The 17,132-nt window shown below is 45.3% G+C and carries 8 protein-coding genes; 7 read left to right on the forward strand and 1 reads right to left on the reverse strand.

Annotated features, from left to right (window positions below; translation table 11 throughout):
- From BMZ72_RS05985 to BMZ72_RS05995, 3 genes are all read left to right on the forward strand, one after another.
- Positions 1–1,635, forward strand: a complete 1,635-nt coding sequence (locus BMZ72_RS05985; protein WP_177222687.1) for an alpha-L-fucosidase — start codon at positions 1–3, stop codon at positions 1,633–1,635.
- A gap of 131 nt (positions 1,636–1,766) precedes the next feature.
- Entirely contained in the window at positions 1,767–2,354 is a 588-nt protein-coding gene (locus BMZ72_RS05990) for a Crp/Fnr family transcriptional regulator (protein ID WP_089806202.1), read from the forward strand.
- A 117-nt stretch (positions 2,355–2,471) separates the two neighbouring features.
- Positions 2,472–2,774, forward strand: a complete 303-nt coding sequence (locus BMZ72_RS05995) for a hypothetical protein (protein WP_218155209.1) — start codon at positions 2,472–2,474, stop codon at positions 2,772–2,774.
- Positions 2,775–2,849: 75 nt separating this feature from the next.
- Here the strand turns inward: BMZ72_RS05995 and BMZ72_RS06000 are convergent, their stop codons facing one another.
- Positions 2,850–3,431, reverse strand: a complete 582-nt coding sequence (locus BMZ72_RS06000; RefSeq protein ID WP_089806207.1) for a hypothetical protein — start codon at positions 3,429–3,431, stop codon at positions 2,850–2,852.
- A gap of 227 nt (positions 3,432–3,658) precedes the next feature.
- On the opposite strand from BMZ72_RS06000, the gene BMZ72_RS06005 reads away from it, so the two are divergent.
- The 4 genes from BMZ72_RS06005 to BMZ72_RS06020 all read left to right on the forward strand — a co-directional run bounded on the left by BMZ72_RS06005 (position 3,659) and on the right by BMZ72_RS06020 (position 17,117).
- Positions 3,659–4,279, forward strand: a complete 621-nt coding sequence (locus tag BMZ72_RS06005; RefSeq protein ID WP_255373124.1) for a hypothetical protein — start codon at positions 3,659–3,661, stop codon at positions 4,277–4,279.
- Positions 4,280–4,863: 584 nt separating this feature from the next.
- A complete protein-coding gene (locus BMZ72_RS06010) occupies positions 4,864–5,631 on the forward strand; it encodes a porin family protein (protein WP_089806209.1) in 768 nt (255 codons plus the stop codon).
- Positions 5,632–5,663: 32 nt separating this feature from the next.
- Positions 5,664–7,571 (forward strand): T9SS type A sorting domain-containing protein, encoded by a 1,908-nt coding sequence (locus BMZ72_RS06015; protein WP_089806211.1) that lies wholly within the window; start codon positions 5,664–5,666, stop codon positions 7,569–7,571.
- A 9-nt stretch (positions 7,572–7,580) separates the two neighbouring features.
- Complete coding sequence (locus tag BMZ72_RS06020; protein ID WP_089806213.1) at positions 7,581–17,117, forward strand: SpvB/TcaC N-terminal domain-containing protein; 9,537 nt, start codon at positions 7,581–7,583, stop codon at positions 17,115–17,117.
- Positions 17,118–17,132: the final 15 nt, after the last annotated feature.

Below are 17,132 nucleotides of genomic sequence, written 5' to 3' on the forward strand. Positions count from 1 at the left end.
ATGGCGTTACCTGCTACAATTTTGTCAAACAATCTGTCAGGCAGGTCTGGAATTAGTATAGGGTCGGGAGAGAAAATGATTAATGGGCCGTTTAGTCCTACGTGGGAATCTTTGTCAAATTACAAAATACCGGAATGGTATCGTGATGCTAAGTTTGGTATATGGGCACATTGGGGACCGCAGTGTCAGCCTGAGAATGGTGACTGGTATGCCCGTGAGATGTATATGGAAGGAACTCATCATTATAATTTTCATTTAAAAAAATATGGTCATCCTTCGGAATTTGGGTTTAAGGATGTGATAAATGAATGGAATGCCGAACAATGGCATCCTGAAGAGTTATTGTCTTTGTATCAAAGGGCTGGTGCTAAATATTTTGTAGCATTGGCAAACCATCATGACAACATGGATTTGTTTGACAGTAAGTATCAGCCGGAATGGAATAGTGTCAAAATGGGGCCGAAAAGGGACCTGATCGGAGAATGGGCCAAAGCAGCCAGAAATCAGGGTCTCCATTTTGGGGTTAGTGTACATGCTGCACATACATGGAGTTGGATGGAGACCGCTCAGCGCGCCGATACAAAGGGGCCTTATGCTAACATTCCTTATGATGGAAAATTGAGAAAAAGCGATGGTAAAAACAAGTGGTGGAATAAACTTGATCCTCAGGCCCTTTATGCGCAGGATCATCCCCTGAGCGAAAATAGTCTTGATAATGGCATGATACACCGTCAGTGGAACTGGGGGAACGGAGTGTGTCCTCCGACCAGGGACTATTGTGAAAAATTCTATAACAGAACTATCGACCTGATCAACAAATATGATCCGGATCTGGTATATTTTGATGATACAGCTTTACCACTATGGCCGGTCAGCGACGCCGGACTTAGAATCGCAGCACATTATTACAACCGGAGTATCAGGAAAAGAAACAGGCTGGATGTGGTAATTAATGGCAAAATACTGGACGAAGAACAGCGTAAATGTATGGTATGGGATATTGAACGTGGACAGAGTAATAGTATTGAACCATTGCCATGGCAGACGGATACATGCATTGGCAACTGGCATTACGACCGTAGTGTCTATGAAAGACATGGTTATAAAAGTGCGCAGACCATTGTACAGACGCTTGTAGATGTAGTGAGTAAGAATGGCAACTTACTGCTTAGTATACCGGTACGTGGTAATGGTAGCATTGATGAGGACGAACGCCAGATCGTGGAAGAGATAGGGCAGTGGATGCATACTAATGGCGAGAGTATATATGGTACAAGACCATGGAAAATATTTGGAGAAGGACCATCGATGGAAAATGCTGTTCCTTTGAGTGCGCAGGGTTTTAATGAAGGGAAAAATCGCCCTTACGAAGCGGCGGACATACGATTTAGCACGAAGGGAAACGTATTGTATGCTACATTTATGAAATGGCCGGACAAGGGTAAGGGGAAGATCAGGAGCCTGGCAGCTGGTAGTCCTCTTGAGTCACGGGAGATCCTGAAAATAGAATTGTTGGGCAAGGCAGGAGAGTTGCCTTTTGAGCGTTCCTCTTCTGATCTTGCAATAGTTTTTCCCGAAAGAAATGCTTTACCATTTTATGCGGCGGTATTAAAGATTACCTTGGCTATCCCTTAGCGTTGCATTCTAAGTGCCCTTATGGCGTATATTTCCGAATCAGTTACTACTAATTGTAAATAAATTGCTGTTACTTAGCGGATATTAACAAATTAAATTACCCGATAGCAGCTGTCCGGCGTAACCATTTGATGGAAATACATAACGCAATTTTACAAAGCATAGGCAAACATATTTCTCTTTCCACGGAAGAAGAAGAACATTTTATTTCCCTACTGATATATAAGGAGATACCCAACAAGACAACTATAATCACAGAAGGCCAGATTTGTAATAAGCTTATATACATCAATACAGGGGTTTTAAGATCCTATTGTCTCGATGGGAGGGGGAAGGAATCAACTATTATGTTTGCAATGGCGGATTGGTGGTTGACAGACATGTATTGCTTCCTGAATGAAAAGCCAAGCATGACCTTTATAGAAGCCATTGAAGACAGCTGCGTTTTAATGTTAAATAAAGCCGATTTTGATCGGTTGTTAACCGCTATTCCAAAGTTTGAACGATTTTTTCGCATTCTGATGCAAAACGCTTATACACGGGAACAATTGCGTAGCATAGAGAACCTGACGCTTAATGCGGAAGAACGTTATGTCCGGTTTATCAAAAAATACCCCCAGATTGTAAGCAATGTCTCTCAGAAGCAAATCGCCTCATATCTTGGCATTACCCCTGAGTTTCTGAGTTTGATTCGTAAAAGACAGCTTCCCGATAAATAACTTAATCTACCTTAAGTCTGGATTGCAGAATTCTGATTTCTTTTGTAAGAAATAACAAACATGCTAATCTTAATTGCCGGACCCTATCGGAGCGGGACCAATGATAACCCTGACCTGATGAAGAAAAATCTGGAAAAGCTGGAATCAGTTGCACTACCAATATTTAAGAAAGGACATATTCCATTTATTGGAGAATGGATGGCGTTGCCATTGATTCGTCTTGCCGGCTCCCAACAAACGGGGGATGAAATATGGACGGAGATCCAGTATCCTGTGGCGCATCGCATGCTGGAAAAATGTGATGCTGTACTTAGAATTGAAGGTGCATCCAAAGGAGCAGATGAGGATGTAAGGAAGGCTCTTGAGATGGGGTTAAACGTTTATTACAGTCTGGATGAGATTCCGGATGAAAATATGTGATTTATTGACAGGCATAGCTTAACAGGCCAAAGCAGCTCAAAGAGCTGCTTTGGCTTTTTCATGCCCGTTAGCAGATCATACGCTGGATTGTTGTTCGCTTCCCGGGTTAAACTCATTGTAGCTCTCCATCCAGTATTCAATTAAGTGACCGTTCTTTCCATTTCTGACCCAGGGCTGTAAAAGCGCATATAGTTCGAGAAATTCATCTCGTCTGGTTGAAAACCAGTGGTCTACCATTATTATGAAATAGACACAGGTACTATACCAATATATATATTGTTCTGAATCGCTCTCATCTAGTTTATGAAATTCGGGCTGGAGTACAGCTTTTGTCAAAGTAAAAAACAATTTGGCGGTTTCAGGTGGATATTCCGCTAGTCGGATCTGATGAAAGTGGATATCATAACATTTGTCTATAAACCACCAGATCTTTTCGGATTTAAAAATCAGGGGACTACGTAAAAGGTCAAGTGAAATATTCAGGAGAAGTCCGAAAAGTTCAGCAAGTTTCTCTTCAAAATCACGATAAAAGACGCCGTGAGCACGAGCATACTCGGCAAGGTCACCCAATGCTTCAAGGTCATTCTTTTCGTGTGCTTTGCGGATATTCAGAATGAGGTAATCGATCTCCTCTGAATATTTTAATTCTAAGTGCATATCTCTGTTGTTAAAAAAAGCTAATATATACAATGTGATCTAGTGTTCATATACAACTGATGCACTTCATGATAATCCGCTCATTTGCAACATTTTATCGAATGAAATTTCCCTGACAAGGATACTGTAAAGACAGTATTTACAAATTTTTACACTACTATTTACATTCCATGTCCCTTAGCCTGAAATAAAGCAAAGTACTTTTGTTGCACAAGCCTGAAAAGGATATGAAAAACGAAAGAAATGCCCTAAACGGACCTGATTTATCAGGAGATAGATCTATATTAACTAAACGCACAAAAAATATGAAAAAAGCTATTTATGCACTGATCTTACCATTGGTTGTGGTAAGCGGATTAGTATTTGCTAATCGGGAGATTAAAAAGGAAACTTCTAAAAAATCAACCCCAAACATAGTCTCTACCCCTGGAAGGAATGCCGGATTCAAACAATGGGAGGCTACCCTTGAAGATATAAAGTTCAAACAATGGCAGGCTTCTCCCGCAGGTCTAAAAGTGCTTGCCAGTGCCGCGAAAATAAGAAAGCCGACAAGTACTTCTGCCAATATGGAGGCTGTTATAACCTCTCTTTCTCTTCCGGCAGGTTCAAGATTAGGTTTCGGCGTGATGGCCAGGATTAATGGGGAGGATTATATTCTTAGTTTTGGACTGGAAAAGTCTAATGAATTTCAGCAGCTGCATAGCCTGAAAGTTAATGACAAGATAATTATAAGAAGTCACTTTGTATCGTATGCACCTAAGTATTCTTACGCAATCGTAGCCGGCGACTATATAGAACGAGAGGGTAAAGTAATTTATAAACGTGCACCCCGCACAGGCGGTTGCTGAGTAAAGTGGTGATGAATTTATACCCAGGCAATAGAATCTAATATGGATAAGTTTATAAATTTTCACATATGATGACTATTATCTCAAACAGAAAGTGTCTCCATTAATTTTTTACTTTAGGAATTATTGACATACAACATAGACGATGCCTACAAAAAAGCAAGGCCAATCTTAGATTGGCTTTGCTTTTTTGTGCTTGGTATTATTATGATATGATTAATTTGAAAAAATTAATATTACTGGAATAAATAAAAAGTGAGCAGACAACCACGTATATATGAAATTGCGCCAATCGTCAGGAACTCCAACCACGGGGATCTGTGGGGACAGGGAAGTAACAAACCGATCTACCTGTCTGGTATATACTAAGTAGGAAGTAAGAGGTGGTGGAAATGAATAAAAAACAAATAATATTTAGTTTTCATTTGGGGCTTATGTGCAAAAGGGTACTTGCCAGTAACTATATGTAGCTGATATCAATTTTAATCCCAACATTATCTTTTTGAACGGCAGGTTACCTTTTGGAAAAGAAAGTAACAGTAGAGTAAAATAATATTTTTCCATTATTTAAACCGCAGTGTTTTATGTCCTATACTAGAGTTTTGCTGATCTCTATGCTGGGTTGTTTGTCAGTAACCCTTGCGCATGCGCAATATCGCGATGAATTGATTTATGGTCTACAGTTTGGCGCCAACTATTCGTATGCAGATGACATTACCACTACTATTATTCCGGAACCTTACTTTACAGACTACAAAGCACGCAATAAGTGGTTGCCAGGGATCAATGTAGGTGGCTTTGTCAATTTGAGAGGAACTGAAGCACCCGCAATTGCCGGTCACGCGGAGGTAAGTTTTTCAACACAAGGTGGTAAAATGATCTTTTATAATAATCAGACCGACTTTAATTATGAACTGAAGTTTATTTCCGCGAGTATTACTACTGATCTGCTTGTGAAATTTTATCCAGGCGAAAACGGACAGAATAATTGGAAGAATTTTAATATAGGTACTGGTGTGGAAATTAATGCTGTCACTTCTCATGACAATATTAAATACAAGTCCTGGAATAGCCTGGAGGCTTTCGGTTCTGACCTGGAGCAACAACGACAATTACGCAATGTCCTGAAGGCTCGCACCAGTTATGGAATAGTTGTCAATATTGGGTATGAATGTTCGAATACTACCTCTATCTTTCATATTCCGTTTCCTGTAACTTTTGATTTCCGGTATGTGCTTGGATTAAGAGATGTGCTTGAAACATATCCTAACTCTTACAATTTCATAGATAATTACAACAACGGCCATTGTTTCCAATTTAAACTTGGCTACTTCTTCCCCAGAAAATCATAATAATCAATCCTTACCATTAGTTTTTATACCTCATGAAAGCATTTAGTGCCACACTACTGCTACTGGTTGTTATTTTGCACGCCAGTGCGCAGAACGTATCTCCCGGAGGGGTAAAAGCGCCCCGCTATTGGTACCTGACCACTAATACCAAACGGCCTGTACTGAAAAGCGTATTCTCCGCAGATAGTATAGCTGGTTCTCTCACAGACACCGGCTCCCTGAATTTCCGTCCCGCTGCCGGCTTTTCCGGAGTAACACCTGTAAGGTTTGCACTCCCCGGAAGTAATCTGCATAAAGCCAGTTATTTTACAGTTTACAAAGCTACCAATGCGCCGAAGGAAAGTCTTATATGGCACACCAGTAATGATGACAGCACCCGACTTGTACTGACTACCAGCCGTACAGCTGACCTGTCTGACAAAAGGTATCTTAACTACACCGACCTTCACCCTGACCGTCCGAAGGTGAACGCCTATCTGCATCAGAAAACTGCAGACAGTAGCGCTGTGCAAAAAATGGAACTACATATCGGTTGTAAGAAAGAAGACTCCACGCTACCCGTGATTACGTTTAAAGGACTGCTACCGGAACTGTTGATCTATGATCGTGTATTAAGTAATGAGGAGTTGTTGCGGGTGTCGTCTTATCTGTGTCTTAAATACGGGGTGACTTTAAGCGAACCGGAAGCCACTTATCTTAACAGTGCCGCCCGGGAAATATGGGATGGTACGCAACATAGTGAATTTCACAATAACATGGCCGGTATTATCAGGGATGATTCTTCTGGTTTATCGCAGAAGAAGGCCTGTACCAGCAATGCACCCGGGTCATTCATTGTTTCCACAAAAGATTCCCTGCCTGATCTCAGCGCACTTTTATGGGGTGATAATGACCTCGCCCTGATACCAGATGAGAAGAGACCCGGGCAACCGGTACATTTGCAGCGACAACTGCTATTTAATCTTTCCGGAACAGATAGCATGCAGATTGCAATCGCACTGGATACCAAAAAAGCCGATATCGCTTATCCGTTAAAACCCGTGTATTGGCTCGCGATAGACAGAACCGGGAAAGAGAACTTCCAGGAGTTTGTGAAGATGGACCGGTTGGACGAGCAGCAGATCGCACATTTTAATAAACTGGTAATAAGAAAAGAAAATACCGGTACTACCAGGCTTGGATTGATTGCAGGCAATGACATATTACTCGCTGCTACCATTACCGAACCTTTATGCGCTGATCCTGCCAGCGGAAAGGTCCGGGTAAAAGTGCATGGCGCTATCTATCCCTATCATGTCAGCGTTAAAAGCGACAAATATCAACAGGAGATAACTGCTGCATCTGAAGATGGTATTAACTTCTACGGCGTACATGCAGGGAATTATGTAGTAACGGTAACAGATGCCATGCAACACGTGGTTACTGATTCATTTTACGTGAACAATGAAGATGGGCCTAAGCCTGCGGAACTACAAAGTAAATATCTCCTGAACGAAGGCGCTTCACTGACCCTGAATGCAAGCGAACGTATGGTTGACGGGATCAGTTACCAATGGAAAGGTCCTCAGGGATTTGCTAATGCCGGTGCATCCGTAACACTGACAAAAGCAGGTCCGTACAGTCTTATTACCAGTAAAAACGGTTGCGAATATGTGAAGCAGTTTGTAGTAAGCCATCCTCCAAAGAACGCATTTAGGAATGTACTGATATATCCGAATCCATCTACAACCGGTTCCTTTGAAGTGAGCGTATCGCTGGATAAGGTATCACCGGTGAGAATGAGCATTTTTGCGGAAGACGGGCGGCATATCACTACGCGCGAACTGGATGGTTTCGCTAATTATCGCTTCAGTAGTTATGTGCCCTATAGCGGATTATATTATGTCAATTTCAGCGCTGGTTTATCTGTAACGACCAGGAAGATCATCGTACTCAAATAACCCCGTACCATGTTTAAGTATCTACTATCATATTGCTGTTTCTTAACGGTATTGTCCCTGCCTGCCAACAACACTGTTTTCCGGCATAAGGAAGGACCTGATAACGGAACACCAGAAGCTGTTGCCGCAAAGGTTGCTGAAGGGGCTTACCGCACCGTTTATCATGCTGACCTTGCAGCAGGTTCAATTGGCATTGCCAGTGCCGGGGATGCCGATAATCCTGCGGATAATATCTTTCATATACAAATACCCCTATTGCCTGCGGCAGATGCCGCGATCTACCTGCAATACGAACTCTTTGGCGTAAGCGATCATACCTGTATAGCCAGAAGTCTGAACGACGCGCAGGCTGTAGGTGGCTGTCTGGTAAAACGCAGCAACAGCTGGCAGTTGCAACAGGAACGTATTCCTGTTGCTGGATTGATAAAAGGAGATAATGTGATACGCTTCGGCTTGCCCGACAGTGCCGCCTTCTCTTACCAGGTAAGAAAGATATCCGTGGTAGTAGAACCACATGTAGTCAGCAAACCGGAGATCGTTGTACATACAGGAAAATATCGTTCACGCGAAGGAGAAACATACCTGAAAGGGATGCTGACACTGCCTGAAAAGGTTGTTACAATGACTTGTAACGATATTGTGCTGCCGGTTTACAAGGGTGAGTTTGAGACGGTGATAACCGGTACTACGGCTGTATTGAAGGCCCGGTTGGCTGATGGTGCTTTGCTGACTAAAAAGATCGTATTATCTGATAATGAGGAGGCTGACTTTAGTTACAAGATGAGTGAGAAGCAGATTACTGCAAAAGCACTGTTTCTGAAAGGGAATGCGCTTTCGCTCAGCTTAATGCAGATACCTGGCCTTTCATTACAGGTGCCCGGCAATTCACTTTCCTATAATGCACAGTTCTCTGTGACCGCATTGCGGGATATAGACCTGCCAGCGCTGAATACAGATATGGTGAATGTAAGCCGTGGCGCAAAGGGTTTCCGCTTCCTCCCGCATGGGGCGCGTTTTGCAGCTGAAGCAAGGCTCACGCTTCCTTTCGATAGTACATTAATTCCTGAAGGTTATACGGCAGAAGATGTCCGTACATATTTCTTTGATGAAAAAAGCCGGGAATGGGTAGCATTGCCAACCGATACGATACTGGCGCAGGAAGGTATTGTACGTTCGGCCACAACGCATTTCACGGACATGATCAATGCGATCATCAAAGTGCCTGAAAGTCCGCAGACACAAGGTTATTCACCAACTTCCATCAAGGATATTAAGGTGGCTGATCCTTTACAGGGAGTACAGATCATGGCGCCGCCGGTGGCTACAGCTTCCGGTGAAGCTGCGATGCAATTCAATCTGAAGTTACCGGAAGGCAGACAGGATATTCAACCTTCATTAGGTATCAGGTATAATAATGAGGGTGGCAATGGCTGGCTGGGAGTTGGATGGAATCTGAGTACACCGGTCATCAGTATAGACACGAGACGTGGCGCTCCCCGTTATGATACGGGCCTGGAAACAGAAAGCTACCTGCTGAATGGCGGTGCATTGTCACCTACCACTGCACGGGGACCTTTCCTGGTCCGATCGGCAGAAAAGCGTTTCTATATGCGCGTAGAAGGACCTTTTCTGCGAATTATCCGTCATGGTGATCACCCTGCTAATTACTGGTGGGAGGTGACGGATAAGACCGGAATGCGCAGTTGTTATGGCGGGACACCACAAACAGGTGTGATCAACGAAGCCGTGTTGAAAGACGGACAGGGAAATATTGCGCAATGGTCGCTGGTTGAAACGAGGGACCTGGATGATAACTTTCTGCGTTATCAGTATGAAACTGTGACTTCCTCCGGATTGGCGCAAGGTACTGTCCCAGGCAGGCAGATCTATCCGGTAAAAATATCCTACACGGGACATGGCAATATGGAAGGCCGTTACACGGTTGAATTTGTACGCGACCGCCAACTGGGCGAAACAGAACGTAAAGATATCAGTATTACCGGCAGATCAGGCTTTAAAATGGTGAATGCCGATCTGCTACGGAAGGTGTATGTAAAATATAATGGAAAAACTATCCGCAGCTATGATCTGACATATAGAGAAGGCGCTTTCTATAAAACGCTTCTTGAAAATATCAGTGAACTGGATGCAGACGGAAAGTTATTCTATACACATGGATTTGACTACTATAATGATATTGCCACGGCTGCGGGACAGGTACTATGGACACCTGAAGAGAACTGGAGTCCTGCCAATGATAACCTTAAGGGAGATATAAGCAAGGTACTGTCTGGTTTTACAGATGAGGCTACGGCGTTGGGGAGCACCACCTCCAGTAGTAGTGGCAACAGGATGGCAGTTACGCTGGGCATCTACAACGGAGAACAGGACAAGTCGCTGACAGTAGGAGGAAACTTTACGTCCGGTAACGGACGGACGGAGGGCCTGCTTGCACTGGTGGATATCAATGGCGACGCCCTGCCGGATAAGGTGTTTAAGAAAGGAGGGCAGTTGTTCTACCGTCCCAATATGGGATTTGCCTCGCATTCTTTTGGTGATATCAGGCCTATCCATGGTGTCGGTAATTTCAATGCCGGTAAGTCCCGTACGACAGGACGCGGAGTAGAGGTGAATGCAACCTATGTATTTTTCGGTAGCACCAGTTCCAGTACAACGTCCACAACCTCTGAGTATTTTTCGGATTTCAATGGGGATGGGTTGGTAGATATCGCCGTCAACGGCACTGTTTATTTCAACCGGCTGAATGAAACCGGAGATCCTGTTTTTCTGCCTACCAGCGATGGTACGCCAGCACCCATTGTGAATGGAAGCAACGTATCCAAAGTATTCTTTGCTCCGGATACAGCCTTACAACGGGAGCAGGAAAGAGACTATCCGCTACATGATATCGTTCGGGTATGGGTGGCGCCCCATACCGGTAATATTTCCATCCAGGCGCCGGTACAACTGGTGGATGCAGGAAACACTGCTCTCAAGCACGATGGTGTGCGGGTCAGCATACAGCAGAGCGGGAGCGTATTATGGAGCACTACTATCGGGGCTGACGATCATACCGTGAAACAACCTACAGGCGTGAGTAACAGGCCGATCACAAAAGGACAGAGGATCTATTTCCGTGTACAATCTGTATACAATGGAGAGGACGATCTGGTCAACTGGGACCCGGTCATTCAATACAACAATCCCCTCGTGCCGTCTACAGATGCAGGTGGCCGGGCATCCGGGCTGTATCAATCTTCTGCGGATTATGTGCTGAGTAGTAAACAAGGTATCAAGCTGTTTAAAGATGGCACAGTGCATATCAGTGGTCTGTTCTCCAAAGGAATAACTGCAGATACCGTAACCGTACAGATCATCAAAGAATCAGGTAGCACGGTCAGCGTAGTATACCAACAACGTTTCGACGGAACAGCAACAGTGGCGCCGGTATCTGTTGAAATACCAGCATTGCAGGTAGCAGCGAATGACAGGCTGCGCTTCGTATTATCCAGTGATTCCTATATCGACAGGGCCGCACTACACTGGACACCACATTACCAATACACCAATAGCGATGCAGAAGGCATTGGAGGGGATGTGACACCTGACAACAGCGGCGTGAACGAATGGGCGAGAACAGCAGCAGCTGTACTGTCAGTACAGCCAGACACCATAGTGATAAGGCCATTGCTGGTGCTAAATGGTGCACCTTCAGGAACGGTGGTGTTCACAGTAAAGCGAAGCAACAATATCGTAGCCAAACGTTTTATACAGATCAACAATGGAAGCGTAGGTGCTGTTGACAGTATTCCGCTGGTTCGCCTGCCCAATGATCAGTTATATTTCGACTTCCACACTGCTGACAGAACACTGGCAGCTGCTTTACAACAGACTGCTGGCATTATCAGAAAAGATACCATTCGTGATACGCTGCCGGCCAATCTTTATACAATACCAGATGAAGAATACTTAGGGACCTCGTTCCGGGGATGGGGCCATTTTGCTTTCAAGGGTACTGCAGTAAACGCACCATTGGATGAATCGAGGCTGAATACAAATGCGCAGTCACAGTATTCAAATGATCCTGATTTTTATACGGATACCAGTCTGTTGAAGAATATTGTCAATATAGCAGAGATGGAATTCATTCCGCTGTATGCCGATGCTCATAACGGATCCTGGGTTGGACTGGACAGCAGCGTGTTTCTGACAGGTACACAGATGAGCAGTGCCCGCCTGTGGTTACACGATGTGTCTGTGGACAGTCTTATGACAGGCGGCAGTATCGCTGTGGTGAACAAAGTTACAGAGACCAAATCCAGTAGTCAGGCGCTTGGCGCGTCGTTCTATGCTACGGTTACAAAAAACTCTTCCAGTTCCAGTACAATAGATAAGCTGAACATGTTCGACATGAACGGCGACAAACACCCGGACGTTCTGCACATAAATGAGGTGCAGTATACATTGCCTGGTGGCGGACTCGAAGCCCGTACAAAGTCTCACCAGCAGCATACTTCTACCTATGAGGGTGAATCAGGTGGTGTTTCGTTGGGTGGGAGTTTGCCGGTTTCGCAGGCATTGAGCGCATTATCTGAGTCTGCAGCAAACGTAGTGGCCAGTGCGTCTGCCAATATTGGCCTATCTATAGACGGTAGCGCCATGGATAATGATGACCACGTAACATCACAATTTAGTGACATCAATGGAGACGGACTGCCAGATAAGGTATACGACAATGGGAGAGTGGCGCTGAACCTGGGTTATAGCTTTGCCCCGGTTGAAAACTGGGGTACCGGTACCATAGAGCAGAATACGACTGAAAATAAGAACGCCGGATTATCTGGTGCGCTGAATATCATGAATGGTTCTTTTCAGGCAGGTTTTAGTCTGGAAAAAAGTGAAGGTGAAGCCACCGTCTCTTTTGTAGACGTCAATGGAGATGGCCTGATGGATAAAGTATCTAAAGGCAGTGTCTGGACAGTACAGATCAATAAGGGTAACGGCCTTGGACCAGCTATGCCCTGGAACGGATTGAACAGTATCAGGAATAGTTCTTCTACCGGACAGTCTGCTAACGCTGCATTTACTATCACGATTCCTATACCGCTGATATTCGTCACTTTGAAGATCTGTATCAATCCCGGTTTCAACAGTGGCAGCGGTATAGCCAGAGAAACAGATCAGCTGTCAGATATAGATGGGGATGGCTATGCCGATATCCTGCATTCTAACAACGATGGCAACCTGACGGTATACCGTTCCCTGATTGGTCGTACTAATATGTTGCGCGGGGTAAAGGGGCCGGTAGGCAGTTCGTTCACAATTGATTATACACGGATTGGAAATACCTACGATTTGCCGCAGAGCAAATATGTAGTGAGTAATGTAGTTTTAGCGGATGGTTTCCCTGGAGATGGGATCGATACATTACGTACGCGTTTTGTGTACGAAGACGGCTACTATGATCGTAATGAAAGGGAGTTCTATGGATTTGGAAGGGTCTCTACAGAAACGATCAGTAGTAGCAACACAGTATACCGTACCCGGGTACAGGAATACCTGAACAGAGATTATTACACCAGAGAGTTACTCAAAAGCGAATGGCTGCAGGATTCAGCAGGTAGAAAGTTCACACAGACGGATCTGGCTTATGATGTGAGGAAAGTGGGAGATAGTACCAAATTCCCGGCGATGGTCAGGAGCACGAAACTGATCTATGAGGGGAACGCAACTCCTGGTGTAACAACTTCTATGGAGTTTGATTACGATGCTTATGGCAATATGACAGTCATCAATGACAGGGGAGATGGGAGTGAACAGGACGTGCTGATGGCGTCCGTTAAATATCACGACAATGATGCCAGGTATATCAAGTCAAGTCCTTCGCAGATCGAGGTACGGGATATGAATGGCATCGTTCGCAAACGTGGTGCTACAATCGATGATGGTGGCAATGTGACACAGATCAGATTATACCAGACAGAAGACTCCGTGGCTACGTATGATATGGAATATGATAGCTACGGAAACATGCGAAAGATCACTCGTCCGGAAAACTACAAGAAACAGCGGATGTGGTTCAGCTATGAGTACGATCCGGAAGTAGCATCTTACGTGACTAAAATTACAGACGCTTTTGGTTATACGAATACAAGCGTATACGACTATCGTTTTGGTGAAGTGATCAATACCGTGAATATGCAGGAAGAGCCGACCCGGTATGAAGTAGACAACCGTGGAAGGCTGGTAAAGATCACCGGTCCCTACGAGATCGCCGCTGGCAAACCATACACCATAGCATTCGAATATAACACAGAAGCAAAGGTCCCTTACGCCATCACCAGGCACCACGATCCGGAGCATAATGGGGATATCAATACCGTTACTTTCGCAGATGGCCTGGGCAGGGCAGTGGAGGTTAAAAAACAGGCAGCTATCTTCAAAGCGCCCGGTGTTGCGGATGAACTGAAGATGATCGTTTCCGGAAGAACGATCTATGATGGCTACGGACGGCCTGTTGCGACCTACTACCCGGCTACAGAGGCGATCGGTGCACAGAATGTTCAGTTCTCTGCCATCAGCGGAGGAATTACCTCACAGGTGACCTATGATGTAGCTGACAGGCCGCTTACTACCAAATTAGCAGATGGCGCCATTACCACCAATGTATACAGCACCAAAGATGGTTTCCTCAGTACGTTAGAGCGTGATGCGCTCAATCATTCCAGAGAAACACTGGCGGATATCAAAGGCCGCAAGCGTTTAGTGAGCATGCTGGATGGTCCGTCAGGCATTATCACGACCCGTTATCACTATAATGCGGTCAATGAACTGCTGCGCGTAGTAGATGCCGGCAACAACGAGATCAGGTATACTTATGACAACCTGGGTCGCCAGCGAACATTCTATCATCCCGATGCAGGTACCACTGCCATGAACTATGACCTGTGTGGTAATCTTACCGAGGAGATCACCGCACAGATCAGAAAAGAGATCCCACAGGGAGGCGCTATCCGCTATCTCTATGACTATGAGCGACGCACGGATATCGACTATCCACGCCAGTACCAGAACAAGGTCAGATTTGTATACGGCGCTCCCGGCTCCGGTGACAGGAGTGGACGTCTGATCCTGCAAATTGATGCCAGCGGCGGGCATGAGTTCTATTATGGAAAGCTGGGCGAGATAACGAAGAACATCCGCACAGTTACGCTGAGTGACGGCTTTTTTACCACTTACGTCAGCGAACAGGAATACGATACCTGGAACCGTATTAAAAAGATCACTTATCCTGACAAGGAGATCGTTCAGTATAAGTATAACAGGGGAGGTACGCTGGACAGCATGTATGGTGACAAATCAGGTCGTCACTATTCCTACGTGCAACAACTGGGTTACGATCAGTTTGAACAGCGGGTGTATTTCCGTCAGGGTAACGGAGTAGAGACCTATTACACTTATGATAGTCTTCGCAGGCGTCTGAGCAATCTGAAAGCGCTGACGCGTAGTGGCAACACCTTTCTGAATGCTGTATACAGGTATGACGCCATGAGCAATGTGAGCAGTATTGTAAACGACGTGGTTGCGCAGCCAGGCATGCAAGGTGGGAAAGCCCAACATTCCTATACCTACGATAACCTGTACCGGCTCACAGGTGCGGAAGGTAATTACACCGGTTGGCGGGAAACAGGTACTTATCGCCTGGAGATGTCATACGACAATCTATATAACATCCAGAACAAGAAGGTTGACTTCAGCCGTCCTGCTTACCGCAGCTATAACAATAATTACGTATATGGTGATGCGGGACCTCATCAACCGGTTTCCATCGATACCAGCCATCTCAAATATGACCAGAACGGTAATCTCATCTCGGATGGGGTATCCCGTAATTTCTGGGATGAGGAGAACAGACTGATGGCGGTTATTAAAGGTGGCACTATCTGCAATTACACCTATGATGCCCAGGGAGAACGAGTTGTAAAGAGTCATGGGGACTTCCGGGGAGGCTGGATAAATGGAGCGCCTGCGGGTGTCGTTCGCCATGACACAAACTATACAGTGTATGTCAGTCCGTACCTGGTTTGCCGCCGCCTTGGCTTTACAAAACACTATTACGTCGAAAACCAGCGTATCGCCACCAAGGTAGGTATAGGCCGGTTTAAGAACATTTCCTTCTCTATGCCAGCCCTCACTGCCGGCGGCATAGATTATCTGAAACGCGCCGGGCAGTTACAGCGGGACCGTTATGCGTATTATAAGAGTCTGAACATTGCGCCGGGGCCTCCTACAGATAAGTTCTTTTACGCAGAACCGCATAACACAGGGATCGCCGCACCTATACTTGTAGATAGTACTGTTAATACTATTCCGCCGGGTTGGCCGGGTAATACGACGCCACCGGCTACTGGTCCGCCGGCATATCAGGAACCCATACCCGGTAATGATAGTGTCAAAGCCGGATATGGGTTTGTAGGAACCGGACATTTCTATGAACAGGAGCAGTATTTCTATCATCCGGATCACTTAGGCAGCACGAATTATATCACAAATATTTTTGGTGAGGTCAGCCAACACCAGGAATATACGGCTTACGGGGAAATATTCTTTGAAGAGCATAAAGGTCCGGATACACAGCCGTATAAGTTTAATGGGAAGGAGCGAGATGAGGTAACCGGGTTGTATTATTATGGTGCGCGGTATTATAATCCGCATACGTCGATATGGTTGTCGGTGGACCCGTTGATGGATGAACCGGAGCAGATTGAGAAAAGTCCATATGCGTATACGTGGAATAATCCGGTGAAGTATACGGACCCGGATGGCCGATGTCCCAATTGCCTTGCTGCTGTTGCTGGAGTAGCTATAGGAGGAGTGGTTGGTGGTGGAATAGAAATAGCATCACAGCTTTATGATAGAGGGACAGTGGATAATTGGAGTGCTGTAAAAGGTGGCGCTGCGCAAGGTGCTATTACCGGTGCTGCTGCAGGGTTTACGGGGGGCGCAAGTCTGTTGGCGATATCGGCAGCCTCAGGTGGTGCAAATGCTGTTGGCGGGGTGGCAAACAGAGCTATTCAGGGTCAGGAGACAACGGTATCTGATGTAGCCACCGATGCAACTGTGGGAGTGGCAATGGGAGCCGTTGGTGGAAAGATCGGTAAAGTGATAGCTGATAAGACAAATAATTTGTCTAATGCGGCAAAGGGTAACTTAGGCGAAGCTATTACAGAGATCAGATACGCCGCCCGGGGATATAAGAGTTTAGGCAAGTCTGAGGTTTTAACTGGAGGAAAGACAGCAACAGGTAGGGATGCTGTTGCGAAGTATGACCACAAGATGATAAACCGCATTACTGGTAAAGAAATAACGGTAGAGAGTAAGTTTAATACATCTCAATTGACAGAAAACCAAAAAGCTGCTCAACTTAAGGCACCAGGTGGATTAAGGGTCGATAGAACTACAGGGGATGGTCTTGGGACTGCAGCGAGAACTGCAGTTGTTGGAACAGGTGCAGGTGGGGATGCACAGAGAAATGTAAAACCTTGATAGGTATAAGTTTTA

It is taken from the genome of Chitinophaga sp. YR627 (assembly GCF_900114995.1).
Classification (GTDB): Bacteria; Bacteroidota; Bacteroidia; order Chitinophagales; family Chitinophagaceae; genus Chitinophaga.

What these genes read in the sequence shown, in the direction of transcription:
- BMZ72_RS05985 (WP_177222687.1), top strand. Translation starts at nt 1, where the DNA reads ATGGCGTTACCTGCTACAATTTTGTCAAACAATCTGTCAGGCAGGTCT.
- BMZ72_RS05990 (WP_089806202.1), top strand. Translation starts at nt 1,767, where the DNA reads ATGGAAATACATAACGCAATTTTACAAAGCATAGGCAAACATATTTCT.
- BMZ72_RS05995 (WP_218155209.1), top strand. Translation starts at nt 2,472, where the DNA reads ATGAAGAAAAATCTGGAAAAGCTGGAATCAGTTGCACTACCAATATTT.
- BMZ72_RS06000 (WP_089806207.1), bottom strand. Translation starts at nt 3,431, where the DNA reads ATGCACTTAGAATTAAAATATTCAGAGGAGATCGATTACCTCATTCTG.
- BMZ72_RS06005 (WP_255373124.1), top strand. Translation starts at nt 3,659, where the DNA reads ATGAAAAACGAAAGAAATGCCCTAAACGGACCTGATTTATCAGGAGAT.
- BMZ72_RS06010 (WP_089806209.1), top strand. Translation starts at nt 4,864, where the DNA reads ATGTCCTATACTAGAGTTTTGCTGATCTCTATGCTGGGTTGTTTGTCA.
- BMZ72_RS06015 (WP_089806211.1), top strand. Translation starts at nt 5,664, where the DNA reads ATGAAAGCATTTAGTGCCACACTACTGCTACTGGTTGTTATTTTGCAC.
- BMZ72_RS06020 (WP_089806213.1), top strand. Translation starts at nt 7,581, where the DNA reads ATGTTTAAGTATCTACTATCATATTGCTGTTTCTTAACGGTATTGTCC.